Genomic DNA, 18580 nt, shown 5'->3' with positions numbered 1-18580 from the left:
GGAGCGAAGCGTCATTAAAAAAGGGTGCCCGCGGGCACCCTTTTTGCGTTGCAGAAGGCGGTTACGCCGTCTTTTTCGCTGCTTTCTTATCGCTCTGCGTGCTGTCACTGGCATCGCTGGGTTGTGGCAGCGATGGCAGAGATTTCGCCAGCATATCGACGCTATGGCGATAGTAGAGCTGGCTCTTGTTGTGCTCGCCTAGGCTTGCGTAGAGGCGGGCAAGCTCGGCACACACCTCCCCATTGGGGCGCTGGCGCTGGCTGGCTTTCCAAGTACTCCAGCGCTTTTTCCCACTGGCCCACACGCAGCGACAGGCGGCCACAGGCGAGCAGCAGGGCGGGGTCGTTGGGGCGCTCTTGTAGCCACTTTTCGGCCTTGGCGAGCTGGCGAGCGGCATCCACGTTGAGCAGGCCGTAGCGCTTCACTAAGCGGGCGTCCCAGTGGTTGTCCAGCGAGTGGTTCAGCAGACGCTCGGCAATCGGCTCTTCGTTGGCGTGCAGCAGTGCCTCGGTATAGAGCACGATCAGCTCGGTATTGCCGCGCAGGTAGTCGGGCATATCCGCCCACAGCCCGCGAACCCGTTCGATATTGGTGGGGTTCTTCGCTTCGAAGATGATCAGCTCGCGATACGCTTTGAGTTCCAGCTGTTCGCGCTCTTGCTGGGTAATCAGCCTCTGCGCAGCCAGTCGTGGAATTAGGCGGCGCAGGCCTTCCCAGTCGTTGACGCTCAGGTGTACCTGCTTCAAAAGCTTCAGTACCTGCGGGTGATTGGTGAGCTGCTTATCCAGGCGATTGAGAATTGCCAGAGCCTCTTCCGGCTGCTGACGGTCAATCATCAGCTGCGCCTGCATCAGGCCAATGGCGGTATCCGCGCCGTCGGTGGTCAGCTGGGCCTGGTTCAGATGCTCCTGGGACTTCTCGTGGTCGCCCTGATAGTGGGCTGCCAGCGCGGCCGATAGGTAGTTCACCAGCGGTGTGCTGGAGTCGTCGGCGGCGCGCACCAAGGTTTTCTCGGCTTTTTTCCAGCGGCCTTCGGTGAGTGCCACCAAACCACGAACGGTGCGTTTCATGGCGCGACGGTTACGGGCCCGGCTGTTCCAGGTACGGAAGCGACCAACCGGGCGCATAATGCCGGTAAGCAGGCGCAGCGCGAAGTGCAGCACAATAAAGGCACCAAGCAGCAGCACCAGACCAAACCAGAACGAGGTTTGAACCGAGGTGTCACCAACGCGGATCAGCCAGTAGCCGGGCACCGACATCATCAGGTGCCCAAAGAGCGCGCCAACCGCGAGGCCCGCAACGATCAGCAGGATGAGTTTTCTCATGCATCACCTCCATCCTGACGGCGCGACTCGAAGCGATTGTCGATGAAGCTGGCCAGCGCTTGTTGAGAGGCGCTGATGTCCGGCAGCTCAGGCTGTACCTGAACCTGCTTCAGCTCTTGCAGACGGGCAATCACGCTCTGGGTCTCTTCACGCTCGGTATCGTAGTAGCCGTTGAGCAGTTCCAGGGCTTTGTCGATGCTCGCTTCATATGGCTCCGGCTCCTCTTTGAGCAGCGCTAACTGAGACTGCTCGAGAATCAGGCGCAGGCTCTGACGCAGGTAAGACTCTTGCTCAGGCGTGATTAGGGCTTCCAGCGCTTCATCGTGCTGACGAATCACCACGAGATCTTTCAGCTCTTCACCAAAGCCGGCTAGCTGACGCTGGAAAGTGCCGGTAGGCGGCTGCTCGATACCTGAGGTCACGGCGCGCTCTTCAATTTCTTGAGACAGGCGCAGGCCTGCCACGCGCTCTTGCTGGGCATTCAGGGCCAGGTAAATACCGGTACGGTCTACTTGGGGTACGGCGTCTAGCGCAGCGAGCTCGTTGGCAATCTCGCGACGCACGGGCGTCAGTGACGGGTTATCAGCATCGGCTAGGCGGGCATCGGCGGTACGCAGCCGCGCGGCGGCACCTTCCACATCGCCTTCTAACTGTAGGCGCTGATTAGCCAGGCGCAGCAGGTAGGCGGCTTCGGCGTGTAGCCAGTCGCGCTCGTCGGTGTCCTGCTCTTGGGAGAGCTGAGCCAGAACGTCGTCCAGCGGGCCGCTCACTTCGCTGCGGTAACTATCCAGCTCGCTACGCAGTTCGCTCATGGTGCTGTCTAGCGCCTGGCCGCGCTCGGCTTCGCTCTCATCGATACGTGTTTCAAGGTCGCTAACGGCCTGCTGAGAAGCGCTATTCTGGGCTTGCTGAGCCCGCTCATCTAAGCGCTGCTGCTGACTATCCAGGCGCTGCCAGCCTTGCCACGCTACTAGACCCAGGGCAAGTGCCAGGATAATCACCCGGGCAATGGCTACGCCGCCACCTTTGCTGCTGCCGCCACCGGTAGAGGAGGGCGGAGTCGGCTTGCCTGGGCCTCCAGTAGCGGATGTACTGCCGCTTTTCGAGGAGGTGGACGCTGCAGGTGTTGCTGTGGCGGTCGGCTTGGTTTCTGCTGCCGTCGCTTTGGTATTTTTTGGGGCGTTGGCCTGCGCAGTGCTTGCCGTGCCGGCCGTGGGTGCACTGGCATTTGAAGCGCTGGTAGTCGAAGCGCTTGAGCCACCTTTATTGCGGCGGCGCGAGCGGCTGTTCTTAGCCGCGTAAGAGGAGGAGGCGCTGCCAGCAGTCGACTCGCTTTTCGCCGATGATGCCGTAGTATCGCTCGGTTGCGCGTTATCTTGGGATGCATCGGCAGACGTGTTGTTAACGCCTTCCTGCTCGTTTGGTTGTTTGCTCATCTGTCGCTAGCCCTTATTAAGTTCCTTGATCGACATCGGCACCCTATGGGTTGCAGGACCGATCCAACGCGGCCACCAGCGCAGCCGGCGTTGCTCCCGACGCCACCTTGAGGTCACAAAAACCCAGTTTACCGGCCAGTGTAGCTAAACGGTGACTGGAAACGATTAGCGGTTGGTTCAACGCTGCTGGACCACACCATTTTGGCAGATATTCAAGCAGTTCGCCGCTGGTGACGATCAGCGCCCGGTAGGCACCTGTGGCGAGGCGCTTTTGCATCGCTGGCGAAGGCGGCTGATAAACCCGCCGATAGACCGCCAGCCGGGTAATAGTGGCCCCGCGTGCCGCTAGAGTGTCGGCGATCAGCGTGCGGCCGCCTTCTCCTGCCACCAGCAGCACTCGTTGATGTGCTAGGTGGCGAAGCGACGCTAGCGAAAGCAGCGCTTCGCTGGTGTCTTCACCCTGCTGGGGCGGAGGAATACGTACCCGAACCCCAAGCTGATCGAACAGTATGCTGGCAGTGCCCCGTCCAACGCTATAGTAATCAATACCGATAGGTAGCTGCGGCCAGTAGCGATCCAGCGCCTCGCTTAAACAGTAAGCGGCAAAGGGGCTGACCACCACTATCTTATGGTACTGATCAATATCCAACCAGACTTGGCGCTGCGTAGCATCTTCAGGCAGCGCTTCCAGATGCATCACGTCAAGCGACTCCACCCAGCCTTCGCTTGCCCGCAGGGCATCGGCCAGCGCTTCGCCCCGCCCCCCTTGGCGGCAGATCAGTACCGGCTGGCTCATACGTTGCGGCCGTAAACCTCTGCCAAGATATCGCCAGCGCCTTGATCCAGCAGCTCTTCGGCAATACGAATGCCGAGCGCTTCCGGCTCGTGGATAGACCCACGGCCCTCGGCACGCAGTACCTCGGTGCCCTCTGGGTTGCCCACTAGCCCGCGCAGCCACAGGGTATCGTTGGCTTTATCCAGTACGGCGTGCCCGGCAATCGGCACTTGGCAGCCACCTTCCAGGCGCGTGTTCATGGCGCGCTCTGCTCGAACGCGAGTAGCGGTGTCCTGGTCGTCCAGCGGGGCAAGCAGCGTGATCAACTCGGGGTCGTGCAGGCGACACTCAATGCCCAGCGCCCCTTGACCGCAGGCGGGCAGGCAAATCTCAGGTGGCAGCGCCTGTGCAATACGGGCGTCGAGGCCTAAGCTCTGCAGGCCAGAGGTCGCCAGAATAATAGCGTCAAATTCACCATCGTCGAGCTTGCCAAGGCGAGTTTGTACATTGCCGCGTAGGTTGAGAATCTGTAGATCTGGGCGCGCTTCGCGCATCTGCAATCCGCGGCGCAGGCTGGCAGTGCCGATACGTGCGCCTTCGGGCAGTTCATCTATGCTGTTATAGTGATTGGACACAAACGCATCGGTGGGATCAGCACCTTCCAAAATCACCGAAAGCCCTAAGCCTTCCGGGAAGTGCATGGGCACATCTTTCATGGAGTGCACGGCAATATCGGCGCGTCCATCCAGCATGGCGTCTTCAAGCTCCTTGACGAATAGCCCTTTGCCACCAATTTTGGAGAGAGGCGTATCGAGAATTTTGTCGCCTTTGGTGGAGAGGGGGAAAGCTCAACTTCCAGACCGCTATGTGCCGCCATCAAGCGGTCGCGGACGTACTCGGCCTGCCACATGGCCAACTGACTTTTACGCGTGGCGATGCGCAATTTAGTGATGGATGACACCTGATTCTCCCTTTGCCGCTGACACGGCGCGTCGAACTGTGATAATTCTCATCATAAAGCACCCAGCCACACAGTAAAAATAACCGGCCGAATTTAGGGCCAGCGCTGAACGCGTTTAACGCCTGTTAGGAAATGCCATGCCCCCTGTTGAACCGCAAGGCAAGCTAGACCAATTCTTTCTGCTTTCGCAGGATTTGTTCTGCTGCATTGACTTTGCGGGCACGCTGCTCAGCATCAACCCAACCTTTGAGTCGCTACTGGGTTACCAAGCAGAAGCGCTGCTGGGTAGGCCCTGTGGTGTCGTGGTAGAGCCACGTGATCATCCCGTTATCGAAGCAGCGTTGGCAAGGGTATGCCGGGGTGAAAAAATTAATGCCTTCGATATTTGTGCGTTAGCGGTAGATGGCAGGCGCGTTTGGTTGGAAGTGTCCGCTTCTGCTGGTGAGCAGGTGATTTATGTGATCGCTAGAGATATCACCCGGCGAAAGGCGGTTGAAAAGCAGCTACGGCGCAATCAGCGGCTGTTTCGTATTGCGGTGAGACAGCACATATCGGCGGCTGGTATAGGATTTAGCGGTGGGGCTGCCGATCTGGTCGGAGGAGGTGTGCCGCCTTCACGATATGCCTGTTGGCCACCAGCCCACGCTGGAGGAGGCGATTGCTTTTTACACGCCAAGCTCTCGGTCGCGTATTCAAGCCGTGTTTACCAACTGCTGTGAGAAGGGGATAAGTTTTGACGAAGAGCTGGAGATTATTACCCAGCAGGGGCGACGGCGCTGGGTGCGAGTGATTGGCCGAGCGGTGCGCGATGAGCTAGGGAAAATTATTCAAGTTCAGGGCTCTACTCAGGATATTACCGAGCGCAAAGACACTGAACGGCAGTTGACGCTGCTGGAGCGCAGCGTGGAGTCCAGCACCAATGGCGTGGTCATTGTGGATGCTCAGCGTCCTGATCTGTCGATGGTGTATGTGAATGCGGCCTTTGAGCGCATCACCGGCTACTCGCGAGAGGCCGCGCTGGGCGCAACTGCCGTTTTCTACAAGGAATCGACACGGATCCTGCAACCCTGGCGCAATTGCGCAAAGGCATCAAAGAGCAGCGCGATGTGCACGTGGTGATTCGCAACTATCGCCGTAACGGCGCGCCTTTCTGGAACGATCTTTATATCTCCCCGGTGCGCGATGAAGCTGACGTAGTCACTCATTTTATCGGTGCGCAAAACGATATTACCGCCCAACGAGAGTATCAGGCCCAGCTGAGCCATAACGCCAATCACGATGCGCTGACCGGGCTGCCCAACCGGCTGCTGCTGGACCAGCGCCTTGCCCAAGGTTGTTTGTTAGCCAGACGCTACCAGCGTTATTTAGCAGTGCCTGTTCATTGATTTAGACGACTTTAAGCCAATCAATGACACCCTCGGCCATGAAGTGGGCGACTATATTTTGCTAGAGGTCGCCAAGCGCTTGGAGGAGGAGCTGCGCCCCTGGGACACCGTGGCCCGATTTGGCGGCGATGAGTTTATCGTACTGTTGCCGGATTTAGCCCACGAAGACGATGTATTACAGGTGGTCGAGCGGCTGCTGGCACGAGTTTCGGCACCTTACTGGTATCGCAGCAACGAGCTAAGAATTACTGCCAGTATTGGGATCGCCACCAACGATGGCACTATTCAAACGCCGCGTCAGCTCATTCAGCAGGCCGACCTTGCCATGTACAAGGCCAAACGCAGGGGGCGCAACACCTTTCAGTGGTATACCGACGAACTTAACCGCAAGGTCACCGAGCGGGTGAATTTGCGCCATGCCCTGCAGCAGGCCATTGAGCAGGAGCAGTTTGAGCTCCATTACCAGCCGCAAATTCACCATAGCGGGCGGGTCGCTGGGGTTGAAGCGCTGATCCGTTGGTACCACCCAGAGCGTGGCAACATCCCGCCAGGGCAGTTTATTCCTTTGGCTGAGGATACCGGGCAGATTATCCCCATCAGTGAGTGGGTGATGGAAACCGCCTGCCGCGATGCGGTGGTGCTCAATGCCGAAAGCGCGACCCCCATCACCATGGCGATTAACGTATCACCCATGCAGTTGCAGCGCCCAGGCTTTTTAGACTCCGTAAAGCAGGTGCTGGCGCGTAGTGGCTTGCCCCCCGCGCTATTAGAGCTGGAGCTGACCGAAGGTGTGTTAATGGATAGCGCCGAACACACCATTCAGGCCTTACAGGCCCTGCGCCAACTGGGCGTGCACATTGCTCTGGATGACTTTGGCACCGGTTTCTCAAGCCTTAGCTGTCTAAAACGCCTACCCATCAATAAGCTGAAGGTTGACCGCTCGTTTGTGGGCGATGAGGCCGTTGATTCCCGTGACGCCGCTATTGTAGAGGGCGTTGTCACCATGGCAGATAAGTTGGGACTCGAGGTGTTAATTGAAGGGGTTGAAACCGCCGAGCAGTTTCACTTCCTGCGTACCCTGCAGTGCGACCACTTCCAAGGCTACTACTTTGCTCGCCCCATGGCCTTGAGTGCGCTGAAGGCATATTTGAAAACGCCGCTAGTAGTCGTTGCTAGCCAAGAATCTCCTACCTCGTTATAAACACTGCCATAAAACGGCATGCCGCTCCACGTAGTGACTCTGGTACACTTTCCGGTAACGATTCCCTTAGTTTTGTCAGCAGGATATGTTTCCGATGAGCCAAGCTACGAACCAGTCTTGGGGCGGTCGCTTTAGCGAGCCCACCGATGCCTTTGTTGCACGCTTTACCGCGTCTGTGAACTTCGACCAGCGCCTGGCGCGCCAGGATATTCAGGGCTCAATTGCCCATGCCACCATGCTGGCGCGGGTGGGCGTGCTCACCGAAGAAGAGCGCGACGCCATTATTAACGGCCTGACCGAGATTCAGGGCGAAATTGAGCGCGGTGAGTTCCAGTGGTCGGTACCGCTGGAAGACGTGCACATGAACATCGAGGCGCGCCTGACCGATAAAATCGGCATTACTGGCAAGAAACTGCACACCGGCCGCTCTCGCAACGACCAAGTTGCCACCGATATTCGCCTGTTCATGCGCGATGAGATCGACGTGATTGAAGCGGAGCTGACACGCCTGCGCGACGGCATGATTGAGCTTGCCGAACGCGAGGCCGACACCATCATGCCCGGTTTTACTCACCTGCAAACGGCTCAGCCAGTCACCTTCGGCCACCACCTGCTGGCGTGGCAAGAGATGCTGGCCCGCGACCACGAGCGCCTGCTGGATTGCCGTAAACGGGTGAACGTGATGCCGCTGGGCTCCGCGGCGCTGGCGGGCACCCCCTCCCCATCGACCGCCACGTAACCGCCGAGTTGCTCGGCTTCCACCGCCCTGCTGAAAACTCCCTGGATGCGGTGTCGGATCGCGACTTCGCCATCGAATTCACCAGCTTTGGCAGCATTCTGCTGATGCACCTGTCGCGGATGAGTGAAGAGCTCGTGCTGTGGACCAGTGCGCAGTTTAACTTTATCGACCTGCCCGACCGCTTCTGCACCGGCTCCACCATCATTCCGCAGAAGAAAAACCCCGACGTGCCCGAGCTGGTGCGCGGTAAAACCCGGCCGTGTGTATGGCCATCTGATGGCGCTGCTGACGCTGATGAAGTCGCAGCCCCTGGCCTACAACATGGATAACCAGGAGGACAAAGAGCCGCTGTTTGATGCCGTCGATACCGTGCGCGACTTCCTAAAAGCCTTTGCGGACATGGTGCCCGCCATCGAGCCGAAAAAAGAGAGCATGTACGAAGCGGCGCGGCGCGGCTTCTCCACCGCCACCGACCTGGCGGATTACTTGGTGCGTAAAGGCGTGGCCTTCCGTGATGCTCACGAGATCGTGGGTCTCTCCGTGGCCTACGGCCTGAAAACCAAGAAAGATCTCTCTGAAATGACCCTCGAAGAGCTCCAGCAGTTCTCCGATATCATCGAGCAGGACGTATTTGAGGTGCTGACGCTGGAAGGTTCGGTTGCTGCCCGCAACCATATTGGCGGCACGGCGCCTGACCAAGTGCGCGCCGCTGCAAATCGTGCGCGAGAAGCGCTGGCAGCCCTGAAAGGTGCGTCATGAAACGCAGTGCAATCACACTTAGCGCGCTGCTAATGGCCGCACTGCTGCTTGTTGGCTGTGGTCAAAAGGGGCCACTTTATCTGCCTGACGATACCAATGATTCGGCCGCCGAGCAGGAGGGGTAATGGATCACTTTAACTACCGCGACGGCGTGCTCTACGCCGAAGATGTGCCGCTAACGCAGCTGGCCGCCGAGCTGGGCACGCCCTGCTATGTCTACTCAAAAGCGACCTTTGAGCGCCATTTCCGCGCCTACACCGAAGCCTTGGGTGGCCACTCGCACTTAATCTGCTACGCGGTGAAAGCCAACTCTAACCTTGCCGTGCTGGGCCTACTGGCCCGCATGGGGGCCGGGTTTGATATTGTCTCGGTAGGCGAGTTGGAGCGGGTGCTAAAAGCGGGCGGCGACCCCACCAAAGTGGTTTTTTCTGGGGTGGCTAAGCAGCCGCATGAAATGGCGCGGGCGCTAGAAGTCGGCATCAAATGCTTTAACGTCGAGTCGCGCCCAGAGCTTGAGCGCCTGAATGCCGTGGCAGGTGAGCTGGGGAAAATCGCTCCGGTCTCGCTGCGCGTCAATCCTGATGTGGATGCGGGCACTCACCCTTATATCTCTACCGGCTTAAAAGATAACAAGTTTGGCATTCCGGTGGATGACGCGCTGGAGGTGTACCAACTGGCTACCAGCTTGCCCAACCTTCGGGTGACCGGGCTTGATTGCCACATTGGCTCGCAGCTTACCGAAACGGCTCCGTTCCTAGATGCCCTGGAGCGCCTGCTGGTGCTGATGGAGCGACTACGCGAACGCGGCATCGAGATCGACCATCTGGATTTAGGCGGCGGCTTAGGCGTGCCCTACCGTGACGAGAAGCCACCCCAACCGTTCGATTACGCTAGCCAATTGCTGGCGCGCCTCTCCCGCTGGGAAGGCGGCGAAAAGCTCACGCTGCTGTTTGAGCCAGGTCGCTCTATTGCGGCCAACGCCGGACTGAGGCTCACCCGGGTAGGGTTCTTGAACCCCGGCGAGACCAAGAACTTTGCCATTGTCGATGCGGCCATGAACGACCTGATTCGTCCGGCGCTGTATCAGGCGTGGCAGGCGATTGTGCGGGTGGATACCCGCCAGCCTCGTGAGAACGCCACCTACGACGTGGTCGGCCCTGTGTGTGAAACCGGCGACTTCCTGGGTAAAGAGCGTGAGCTTGCTATCGCCGAAGGCGATCTGCTAGCGGTACGCTCGGCCGGGGCGTATGGCTTCGTCATGGCCTCGAACTACAACAGCCGCCCACGCCCGCCGGAGGTGATGGTGGATGGTGACACCTACCACGTGGTACGCGCTCGGGAAACGCTGGAAAGCTTGTGGGCCGGCGAGGCGCTGCTGCCGGAAGGGGCGCGCTGATGCTGCTCCACTTCACCAAAATGCGCGGCCTGGGCAACGACTTCATGGTGGTGGACCTGGTCACCCAGCGGGCGCGCCTGCGGGATGAGCAGATCCGCCAGTTGGCGGACCGGCGGTTTGGCATTGGCTTTGATCAACTGCTGATCGTCGAACCGCCCCGCGACCCGGATATGGACTTTCGCTACCGTATCTACACCGCCGACGGCACGAAGTAGAAAACTGCGGTAACGGCGCGCCCTGCTTTGCCCGCGTTGTGCGAGACCAGCGTTTAACCCACAAGCACGAAATCCATGTGGAAACCGCCGGTGGCCCGTTAGTGCTCAACGTTCAGCACGATGGCATGGTGCGGGTCGATATGGGTAGGCCGCGCTTCAACCCGGCGACGCTGCCGTTTGAAGCGCCGGGTGATCAACCGCTGCATGAGGTAGAAGTCGATGGCGAAACGCTGCAGCTTGGCGTGGTCTCCATGGGCAACCCTCATGCTGTCCTCCAGGTAGAGAACGTGGATAGTGCCCCGGTGGAGCGGTTGGGGCCGCTGCTGGAATCTCACCCACGCTTCCCCAAGCGCGTAAACGTGGGCTTTATGCAGGTGGTATCGCCCAGTGAGATTCGCCTGCGGGGTTTGAGCGCGGCAGCGGTGAAACCCTTGCCTGCGGCACCGGTGCCTGTGCGGCGGTGGCCAGTGGGATTCGTCAGGGGCTTCTGAAGAGCCCAGTGAAAGTGCACTTGCCCGGCGGGCAGCTCAGTATCGAGTGGCCTGACCCCGAAGCGTCACTCGTCATGGTGGGCCCTGCTACCCGGGTGTTTGATGGTCGGGTATCACTCAACTAATGCGAGGAGAACGGCGATGTCTCAAGCTCCTGAGCCGCGCAAAACGCTCGACCCTGACCAAGTAGCGTTTTGGCTGGCCCGTCACCCCGATTTTTTTATTGGCCGTGAAGGGCTGCTGCAGCAGCTCAAGGTTCCGCACCCAAATATCGACGGCGCTGTATCGCTGCTGGAGAGGTTGGTGATCGATCTGCGCCAGCGAGCTGAAACGGCGGAAGGGCGGCTTGAGCATTTGCTGGAAACCGCTCGTCATAACGAGGCTCAGTACCGTCGCCTGCGGGAAACGCTGCTCAGCTTAGTCGAAGCGGAAGACCGTGATGCCCTGGCCCAAGCGCTGGCGACTCAGCTTAGCGAGCGCTTTCAAACACCGGCGATGGCCCTATGGTGCCCCGCGTCGTTAAGCGATGCGGAGCCCACACCTCCCCAGCCGCCGCGCCATATTCTCGACCAGCACGCCAGCGCCCGCCTAGCGGCGCTGCTGGATGGCCGCACCAGTCGCTGCGCCAAGCTGAGCGTCAGCGATTGGAAGTGCCTACTGCCCCATACCAAAGCACCTCTTAAAGCGGGTTCCTGTGCGATTACACGCCTCTCAGCAGGCGAGCAGTTGGGTTATTTGCTGCTCGCTAGCCCCGACCCTGAATGTTACCGCGCCAGTATGGATACGCTGTTTACCGAGAATGTGGGCGATATTGTCGCGCGCCTACTGCTGCGGTTGGCGTCGGAGCCGCATGGATAGCGATAGCTTGCTGGCAGACACGGTCACTGACTACTTAGCGCAGCTAGCCAACCATGCCAGCCCGGCCACGGTGGCGGCCTATCGTCAGGATTTATCCGCCTTTTGCCAGTTTGCCGAACAGCGTGGCGTGACCCAGGCCAGCGCGCTGGACACGGCGCTGGCGAGGGCCTTTTTAGGCGCCGAAGGTAGCCGTGGGCTGGCGCCGAGAAGCCTGGCCCGCCGACGTGCGGCGCTATCTCGCTTTGCCGATGCGTTAGTGCAGCATCGCGTGTTGGCAGATAACCCGGTCAGCCTACTGCGCACCCCTAAGCAGCCCAGCCATCTGCCCAGACCGCTGGATGTGGATGCGCTGGCGCGCTTTCTGGATACGCCCCACGACGGCTCGCCGCTGGCGCTTCGCGACCAAGCCATGCTGGAGCTTTTCTACTCCAGCGGCCTGCGCTTAGCCGAGCTGGCGGCGCTGGATATGAGCCACTTAACGGCCAATCATGTGCGGGTGATGGGTAAGGGCAGCAAGCCCCGCCAAGTGCCGGTGGGGCGACGCGCCCAGCAGGCGCTGGAAGCGTGGCTCACCTGCCGGGCCAGTTTGGCGGCCAGCGCTGAAACGGCGCTGTTCGTCGGGCAGCGGGGGCAGCGGTTGGGGCATCGAGCGATCCAGAAACGCTTAGCGCAGCTCTCGGTGGTGCGCGGCCTGCCCGAACATCTTCACCCCCACCGCCTGCGCCACTCTTTTGCCAGCCATCTGCTGGAATCCAGCCAGGATCTGCGGGCCGTGCAGGAGCTGCTGGGTCATGCCAATCTATCCACTACTCAGGTGTATACGCGGCTGGATTGGCAGCACTTGGCAGAAAGTTACGATGCCGCCCACCCGCGCGCCAAACGCCGCCCCAGTGAGAGTTAATCATGGCCACGTTAGACGCCATCACCTTTGATGTAGACGACACCCTATGGGACAACCAGGGCGTGATGTTGAAAACCGAAGAGGGCCATTACCGCTGGCTGCTGGAAGCGCTGGCAGCGTGGCGTGCTGCCCGTCAAGAGGGGCCGCTGCCGTTAACGTATGAGGAGGGCGTGGCGGATTACCTGCAGCGCCGCCAGCAGTGGGCAAGCCAAGTGCCTGAACGGCGAGGTGACTTTACCTGGCTAAGGCTACGAGCGTTAGAGGCCCAGTTGGAAACCAGCGGTTTGCCTCGCAGTGCTGCACTGTTATGGGCAGCCGCGGCAATGAATGAGTTCCATCGCCTGCGAGTTCAGGTGACACCTCATCCAGAGGCAGCTGGGCTGCTGGCAGCGCTCGCTGAGCGTTATCGGCTCGCGGCGATCACCAACGGCAATATTCATCTTAAGCGCCAACCGGTGGCGGCGCATTTTCCAGTTGCGATTGCCGCTGGGGAGCTACTCGCGCCGAAGCCTGACCCCAAGCCTTTTTTGACCGCTCTAGAGCGACTGAAAACCGTGCCGCAGCGCGCCATGCACGTGGGCGACTCTTGGAAAGGAGGACGTGCTTCCCGCCCAGCAGTTGGGTATGCATGCCGCCTGGGTGGCTGAATGCGGCGACCAGATGCTGCCTGAACGGGTGCACCGCATAGCCCATGTCAAAGAGCTGCCGGAGCTGATTGCATGGCTGGAGAGGCGTGCCTAGACCACGCCTATTAACGGGCATCTTCTGGGGTGTGCAGCCACTGGTCTAGTTTTTGGGAAAGGGTATCGACGCCGTCGCGTTTTAGTGACGAGAAGAGCTGTACTGACACCAAATCTTCCCACTCTTTCAGGCGTGAGCGGACTTTTTGCAACGCCGCACTGGCCGGGCCTTTTTTCAGCTTGTCGGCCTTGGTGAGCAGGATATGCACCGGCATCCCACGCTGGTCCGCATAGTCGAGCATCATTTGGTCGAACTCGGTCAGCGGGTGGCGCACGTCCATTAGCAGCACAAGACCGCGTAGGCTAAAACGCCCGCGAAGGTAGTCTGAAAGGTGCTTTTGCCACTCAATTTTGACCGCTTCCGGCACCTTGGCGTAGCCGTAACCGGGTAGATCCACTAGGCGGCGCGACTCATCGTTCATCACAGTGAAGAAGTTGATGAGCTGGGTTCGGCCCGGGGTGCGCGAGGTGCGCGCCAGCGCATTTTGCTGGGTTAGCGCGTTAATGGCGCTGGATTTACCGGCATTTGAGCGTCCGGCAAACGCTACTTCTGCACCGGTATCGTCAGGACACAGTGCCAGGGTTGGCGCGCTGATCATAAAACGCGCCGTGGGGTAGTTCAGCCGAGGGACTGGGCTATCATGGGGGGTAGACATGGAATTAATCCTGAAAAACAAACGTATAACACGGCCCGCTGGCTAACCCTAGTGTGGGAGAGAGCGGTACCGCGACGAATTACCCCAAAAGCAGACCTGGACTTGCATTCCCGCCGCTAGGGTGATTCGTTATAATGCAAGCGGTTTATAACTGCGACCTGGGGCGCTAGTGTACCATCGCGCTTTAGCCAGCAGCGACCAACACGACATTGTTGTTCGTTTTGGCGGAGCTGACCCTGGTAATGTGCTGAACCTGGGCAGCGCCCAGGGTGCGTACCAGTCAATAATCAAACGGCATAGTGGATTAGCAATGAGAAAGTTACTGGCAAGCCTGGCAATTACCATGGGTGCCGTTGGCACCGCCCACGCCCAAGCGGACCTTCAAGCCGACGCTGACGCAGCGGCAGGACGTGAACTCGCCCAAACCTGTGCAGCCTGCCATGGCCAGCAAGGTATCAGCGCAGTGGGTACTTTCCCCAACCTGGCAGGGCAGCAAATGTCCTACCTCGCCAAGCAAATCATGGATATCCGTGATGGCAACCGCGTAGTTCCACAAATGGCTGGTCTAGTGGATAACTTCTCTGACCAAGACGCTTGGGACGCTGCCGCTCACTTTGCAGGCCAAGACGCCAACCTCGGCCAAACCAGCGATGAAGATGCTGAGCTGCGGGCCCGCGGTTGAAGAGCTTTACCGCGCGGGCGATATGTCTAAAGCATCCCCGCCTGTAGCGCTTGCCACACTCCCACCGGGGTAGGTATTGGTAGCGCTGTGTATCCGGCTCTTTCTGGTCAGCATGCGGAATATACCATCTCCACGCTGCAAGCATTTGCCTCGGGTGACCGCACCAATAGCCCGAACAACCTGATGGGCGATATCGCTTCCAAAATGAGCGACCAGGACATGGAAGCCGTGGCCAACTACGTGCTGGGCTTGAACTAATTTCCCCGCTGTTGGCCTCCCCATTCTGTGAAACATCCGCAGAATGGGGAACCTGCCTGACACACTAACGGTCACAGGTTCACTTTTGTTGGCCGCTTATTTGGAGAATGCTCGTTATGTTGAAAACGTTGATGGTCGCGCTGGCCGGTCTTGGCCTGTCTGCTGCGGTAAGTGCCCAGGAGCTGGTAGAAGGTCAGCACTACACGTTGCTTGAGTCGCCGGTAGCTACCCAGGTAGACGAAGATCAGATTGAAGTGACCGAAGCGTTCTGGTTTGGCTGCCCGCACTGCTACCGGCTGCAAACGCCAGTAAACGAGTGGTACGAAACCCTGGATGACGATGTCAGCATTGTCAAAATGCCAGCTACCATGGGCGGTGACTGGAACACCCATGCCACGGCCTTCTATGCGGCCAAATCGCTGGGTATTGAAGAGGAGCTGCATGCGGATTTCTTCGATGCGATTCACCAGGATGACCGTTCGCTGACCGACGCTGACAAGATTGCGGAATTCTTCTCTGATTACGGCGTTAGCGAAGAGGAAGCCAAACAGGCGCTCACCGCCTTTAGCGTACGTAGTGAGGTCAATAAGGCCAACAGCCGTATGCGTGAAATGCGCCTGATGGGGGTTCCTGCGCTGATCGTGGATGGCCGCTATGTAGTGTCACCGCAGTCGGCAGGCAGCTTGGAAAACATGCCGCAAATCGCTGACGCGTTGATCGAAAAAGTTCGCAGCGAGCGCACACAATAACGGTGCTTGAGCACGGCCACACAGGCGGGCAGACACGTTCGCCTGCGTCCCAGTCCACCTCCGCGCTGGTTGAGCGTGGTCATATCCGGCTGCTAACGTTTAATTTGCAGGTGGGCATTCAAACCTCAGCCTACCACCACTATCTCACGCGGAGCTGGCAGCACGTGCTGCCTAATCCTCAGCGGCTTAAGCGTTTAGCGCTGGTAGGTAGCGTATTAGAGCAGTTTGACGTGGTGGGGCTGCAGGAGGTGGATGGTGGAAGCTTTCGCTCCAGCCGTGTGAATCAGGTGGAGTACTTAGCCGCCCAGGCTAAGTTTCCTCACTACTTCCAGCAACTTAATCGTAACCTAGGCCATTTTGCACAGCATAGTAATGGTCTGCTTTCACGTTTAACCCCTAGCCATATTGAAGAGCACCGGCTGCCTGGGATGTTGCCTGGACGCGGTGCTATTCACGTGCGCTACGGCGAAGGCCCTGATGCCCTGCATATTTTTGTGGCGCATTTGGCGCTTAGCCACCGTGGCCGTGTGCGCCAGCTCAATTATTTAAGCGATATTATTGAGCCGTTGCGCCATGTGGTGGTGATGGCGATTTAAATTGTACGCCTGAGCAGCTCCATGCTCACGAGCGGTTTAGTACGTCATTGCCGCTACACCCGGTCAAGCCGCTGCTTAGCTACCCGTCGTGGCAGCCGAGCCGCGCGTTGGACCATATTCTACTCTCGCAAACCCTTGAAGCGGCCGATGTGCGCGTGCTGGATCACCTGTTCTCTGACCACCTGCCGATTGCAGTTGATTTGCCGCTGCCAGCGGCGTGTCTCGCGGCGATTCAACCAAGCGTTTAACAATAAGCTCGCAGAACGCTTGTCGGGCGCTGCATTGTCTGCGTATATGCGCTATTGTCTGGGGCGCTGACCCCCCTTAGTCGTTTTACGCGAGACACTTCCATGTCGGACACAACACAACTACCTGCGTTTATTGGTGACCTGGACCGCGCTTCTGAGTGGCTCGGGCGTACCCTTGCATGGCTGATCATCATTATGATGTTGATTCAGTTCGCGATTGTACTGCTTCGCTATATGTTCAGTGTGAATAGCATTTTTATGCAAGAGCTGGTGATGTACATGCACGCCAGCGTATTCATGCTTGCAGCTGCCTACACCTTTCGCCACGATGGCCACGTGCGCGTCGATATTTTTTATCGAGGCATGACACCCCGCCGACAAGCACTCGTGAATATCCTGGGCATCCTCCTGCTCTTGATTCCGGTGATGGTGTTTGTCATCGCGTCAAGCTATGGCTACGTCGCTAACTCCTGGCGCATCATGGAAACCTCCTCAGATTACGGTGGCATCCCCGCTGTATACGCACTGAAAACGCTCATGCCAGTCTTTGCCTTATTGATGATTATTCAAGGCCTGATTGAAGTAGTGCGCAATGGCTATATCTTCACCGGGCGGATAACGCCGCCAGCCGCCGATGAAAATCACCTTGAGGAGCGTGTTTGATGCTCGAATTTATGCCGCTTATTCTGTTTGCCGCCATCTGTATCGTGCTGATGTTCGGCTTTCCTGTGGCGCTTTCGCTAGCGGGAACCGCGCTGCTGTTTGCTGGCATGGGGCTAGGGCTAGAAGCCGTTGGTATTGATGCCAATTTTGATAGTGGCTACCTTGCCGCCCTGCCGAACCGGCTCTACGGCATTATGACCAACCAGACACTCCTGGCGGTGCCGCTGTTTGTGTTAATGGGCGTGCTGCTAGAGAAGTCAAAAGTGGCCGAAACGCTGCTGGATGCCATGGCACTGCTGTTTGGCTCCATGCGCGGTGGCTTAGGTATTTCGGTCACGCTGGTGGGCATGTTGATGGCCGCCTCCACAGGCATCGTGGGTGCCACCGTGGTGACCATGGGCCTGATGTCACTGCCTACCATGCTTAAGCGTGGCTACAGCACCTCTCTTGCCACCGGTACCATCTGCGCCACCGGCACGCTTGGGCACATTATTCCGCCTTCCATCGCCCTGGTACTGCTGGGCGATGTGCTCTCTTCTGCATATCAGCAAGCACAGCTGGATATGGGGATCTTCAGCCCGAAAACGGTCTCGGTTGGCGACCTGTTTATGGGCGCGGTGGTGCCGGGCCTGATTCTCTTCGTCATGTACATGATCTACGTGGGCTTGGTGGCGTTTTTCCGCCCCAGCATGGCGCCCGCGTCTGACCGCGAAGAGCTGATGGCAGAGCTTGGCCACACCTCGGGGTTAGGCATCCTGTTGCTCAAAGGCTTGGTACCGCCGGTGGTGCTGATTGTGGCGGTGCTGGGTTCTATCCTGAGTGGCTTTGCGACACCCACTGAAGCCTCGGCCGTAGGTGCCTTTGGTGCGCTGGTGCTGGCGTTGGCCTATCGCCAGTTGGACTGGGCCACCCTGAAAGAGGTGCTGCGCTCTACCACCCACGTCACCACGATGGTGTTTCTGATTCTGATCGGTGCGGCGCTATTCTCGTTGGTCTTCCGTGCCTACGGCGGTGAGCACATGGTCACCGAGCTGTTTGAAGGCATGCCTGGGGGCGGGGGGGGCGCGACGAGCATTTTCATGCTGGTATTCTTCCTGCTGGGCTTTATCCTCGACTTTATCGAAATCACCTTTGTGGTGGTGCCGATCGTCGGGCCCGATTCTGCTGGCTATGGGATTAGATCCTATCTGGCTGGGTATCATGATCGCCATTAACCTGCAGACCTCGTTCCTGACCCCGCCGTTCGGCTTCGCACTGTTTTATCTGCGCGGCGTGGCACCGCCATCGGTGCCTACCTCGGCGATTTATCGCGGTGTGGTGCCGTTTATCTTGATGCAGTTAGGCATGCTGTTGCTGCTAACGTTTTTCCCGCAGCTGGCAACATGGCTACCGACCCAGTTCTAATGTGTTCTGAGTTGAAAAATAACCCTGCTATCAACGCAAGGGGGTGGCAACCTTAACCAAAAGCAGCCAAGCTGCAGACACATAATGGCTTGTAACAACCCTCCTGGCGGCAAGCGTCAGGTGGGTATTCCCTACCCATAAC

At 58.7% G+C, this 18580-nt stretch carries 13 protein-coding genes and 8 pseudogenes; 16 read left to right on the top strand and 5 right to left on the bottom strand.

Annotated features, from left to right (window positions below; translation table 11 throughout):
• Positions 1 to 61: 61 nt before the first annotated feature.
• The 4 genes and pseudogenes from B4967_RS11875 to hemC form a co-directional block, all read right to left on the bottom strand.
• Positions 62 to 1325 (bottom strand): annotated as a pseudogene (locus B4967_RS11875) (heme biosynthesis HemY N-terminal domain-containing protein).
• On the bottom strand, positions 1322 to 2761 hold the full coding sequence (locus B4967_RS11870) for a uroporphyrinogen-III C-methyltransferase (protein WP_192859210.1): 1440 nt from the start codon (positions 2759 to 2761) through the stop codon (positions 1322 to 1324). Before B4967_RS11870 ends, B4967_RS11875 begins: the two are co-directional and overlap by 4 nt.
• A 43-nt stretch (positions 2762 to 2804) precedes the next feature.
• On the bottom strand, positions 2805 to 3557 hold the full coding sequence (locus B4967_RS11865) for a uroporphyrinogen-III synthase (protein ID WP_083025393.1): 753 nt from the start codon (positions 3555 to 3557) through the stop codon (positions 2805 to 2807).
• A pseudogene (gene hemC / locus B4967_RS11860) lies at positions 3554 to 4497 on the bottom strand (hydroxymethylbilane synthase). The gene B4967_RS11865 and the pseudogene hemC overlap by 4 nt, the downstream one beginning before the upstream one ends.
• 137 nt (positions 4498 to 4634) lie before the next feature.
• Here hemC and B4967_RS20965 point away from each other — a divergent pair.
• The 11 genes and pseudogenes from B4967_RS20965 to B4967_RS11820 all read left to right on the top strand — a co-directional run bounded on the left by B4967_RS20965 (position 4635) and on the right by B4967_RS11820 (position 13183).
• On the top strand, positions 4635 to 5216 hold the full coding sequence (locus tag B4967_RS20965) for a PAS domain-containing protein (protein ID WP_243470546.1): 582 nt from the start codon (positions 4635 to 4637) through the stop codon (positions 5214 to 5216).
• Positions 5119 to 5616, top strand: a complete 498-nt coding sequence (locus B4967_RS20960) for a PAS domain-containing protein (RefSeq protein ID WP_340638757.1) — start codon at positions 5119 to 5121, stop codon at positions 5614 to 5616. Before B4967_RS20965 ends, B4967_RS20960 begins: the two co-directional genes overlap by 98 nt.
• A complete protein-coding gene (locus B4967_RS20955) occupies positions 5574 to 5882 on the top strand; it encodes a PAS domain-containing protein (RefSeq protein ID WP_340638756.1) in 309 nt (102 codons plus the stop codon). Before B4967_RS20960 ends, B4967_RS20955 begins: the two co-directional genes overlap by 43 nt.
• A 43-nt stretch (positions 5883 to 5925) precedes the next feature.
• On the top strand, positions 5926 to 7083 hold the full coding sequence (locus B4967_RS20950; RefSeq protein ID WP_243470545.1) for a putative bifunctional diguanylate cyclase/phosphodiesterase: 1158 nt from the start codon (positions 5926 to 5928) through the stop codon (positions 7081 to 7083).
• Between the two features lie 94 nt (positions 7084 to 7177).
• Positions 7178 to 8581 (top strand): annotated as a pseudogene (gene argH, locus B4967_RS11850) (argininosuccinate lyase).
• Positions 8578 to 8706, top strand: a complete 129-nt coding sequence (gene lptM / locus B4967_RS11845) for an LPS translocon maturation chaperone LptM (RefSeq protein ID WP_074211274.1) — start codon at positions 8578 to 8580, stop codon at positions 8704 to 8706. The pseudogene argH and the gene lptM overlap by 4 nt, the downstream one beginning before the upstream one ends.
• Positions 8706 to 9977: a diaminopimelate decarboxylase gene (lysA, locus tag B4967_RS11840; RefSeq protein ID WP_083025392.1), complete on the top strand. Its 1272-nt coding sequence runs from the start codon at positions 8706 to 8708 to the stop codon at positions 9975 to 9977. Before lptM ends, lysA begins: the two co-directional genes overlap by 1 nt.
• Positions 9977 to 10808 (top strand): annotated as a pseudogene (gene dapF, locus B4967_RS11835) (diaminopimelate epimerase). The gene lysA and the pseudogene dapF overlap by 1 nt, the downstream one beginning before the upstream one ends.
• 16 nt (positions 10809 to 10824) lie before the next feature.
• Positions 10825 to 11541, top strand: coding sequence for a DUF484 family protein (locus B4967_RS11830; protein ID WP_083025390.1), 717 nt, complete (start codon positions 10825 to 10827; stop codon positions 11539 to 11541).
• Entirely contained in the window at positions 11534 to 12442 is a 909-nt protein-coding gene (locus B4967_RS11825; RefSeq protein WP_083025389.1) for a tyrosine recombinase XerC, read from the top strand. The genes B4967_RS11830 and B4967_RS11825 overlap by 8 nt, the downstream gene beginning before the upstream one ends.
• A 2-nt stretch (positions 12443 to 12444) precedes the next feature.
• Positions 12445 to 13183, top strand: a pseudogene (locus B4967_RS11820) (HAD family hydrolase).
• A 10-nt stretch (positions 13184 to 13193) separates the two neighbouring features.
• Here the strand turns inward: B4967_RS11820 and yihA are convergent.
• Positions 13194 to 13838 (bottom strand): ribosome biogenesis GTP-binding protein YihA/YsxC, encoded by a 645-nt coding sequence (gene yihA / locus B4967_RS11815; protein WP_083025388.1) that lies wholly within the window; start codon positions 13836 to 13838, stop codon positions 13194 to 13196.
• Between the two features lie 310 nt (positions 13839 to 14148).
• On the opposite strand from yihA, the pseudogene B4967_RS21355 reads away from it, so the two are divergent.
• From B4967_RS21355 to B4967_RS11790, 5 genes and pseudogenes are all read left to right on the top strand, one after another.
• Positions 14149 to 14778: pseudogene (locus tag B4967_RS21355) on the top strand (c-type cytochrome).
• 116 nt (positions 14779 to 14894) lie between these two features.
• Positions 14895 to 15527 carry a thiol:disulfide interchange protein DsbA/DsbL gene (locus B4967_RS11805; protein ID WP_083025386.1) on the top strand — a complete coding sequence of 211 codons (633 nt, stop codon included), beginning with the start codon at positions 14895 to 14897 and terminating at the stop codon, positions 15525 to 15527.
• 2 nt (positions 15528 to 15529) lie between these two features.
• Positions 15530 to 16371 (top strand): annotated as a pseudogene (locus B4967_RS11800) (endonuclease/exonuclease/phosphatase family protein).
• Between the two features lie 102 nt (positions 16372 to 16473).
• Complete coding sequence (locus B4967_RS11795; RefSeq protein WP_083025384.1) at positions 16474 to 17034, top strand: TRAP transporter small permease subunit; 561 nt, start codon at positions 16474 to 16476, stop codon at positions 17032 to 17034.
• Positions 17034 to 18438, top strand: a pseudogene (locus B4967_RS11790) (TRAP transporter large permease). The gene B4967_RS11795 and the pseudogene B4967_RS11790 overlap by 1 nt, the downstream one beginning before the upstream one ends.
• Positions 18439 to 18580 lie beyond the last annotated feature (142 nt).

The organism is Vreelandella lionensis (assembly GCF_002087295.1).
Classification (GTDB): domain Bacteria; phylum Pseudomonadota; class Gammaproteobacteria; order Pseudomonadales; family Halomonadaceae; genus Vreelandella; species Vreelandella lionensis.
Note: the sequence above shows the minus strand (reverse complement) of the source record. Positions and strands in the feature narration are given on the sequence as shown.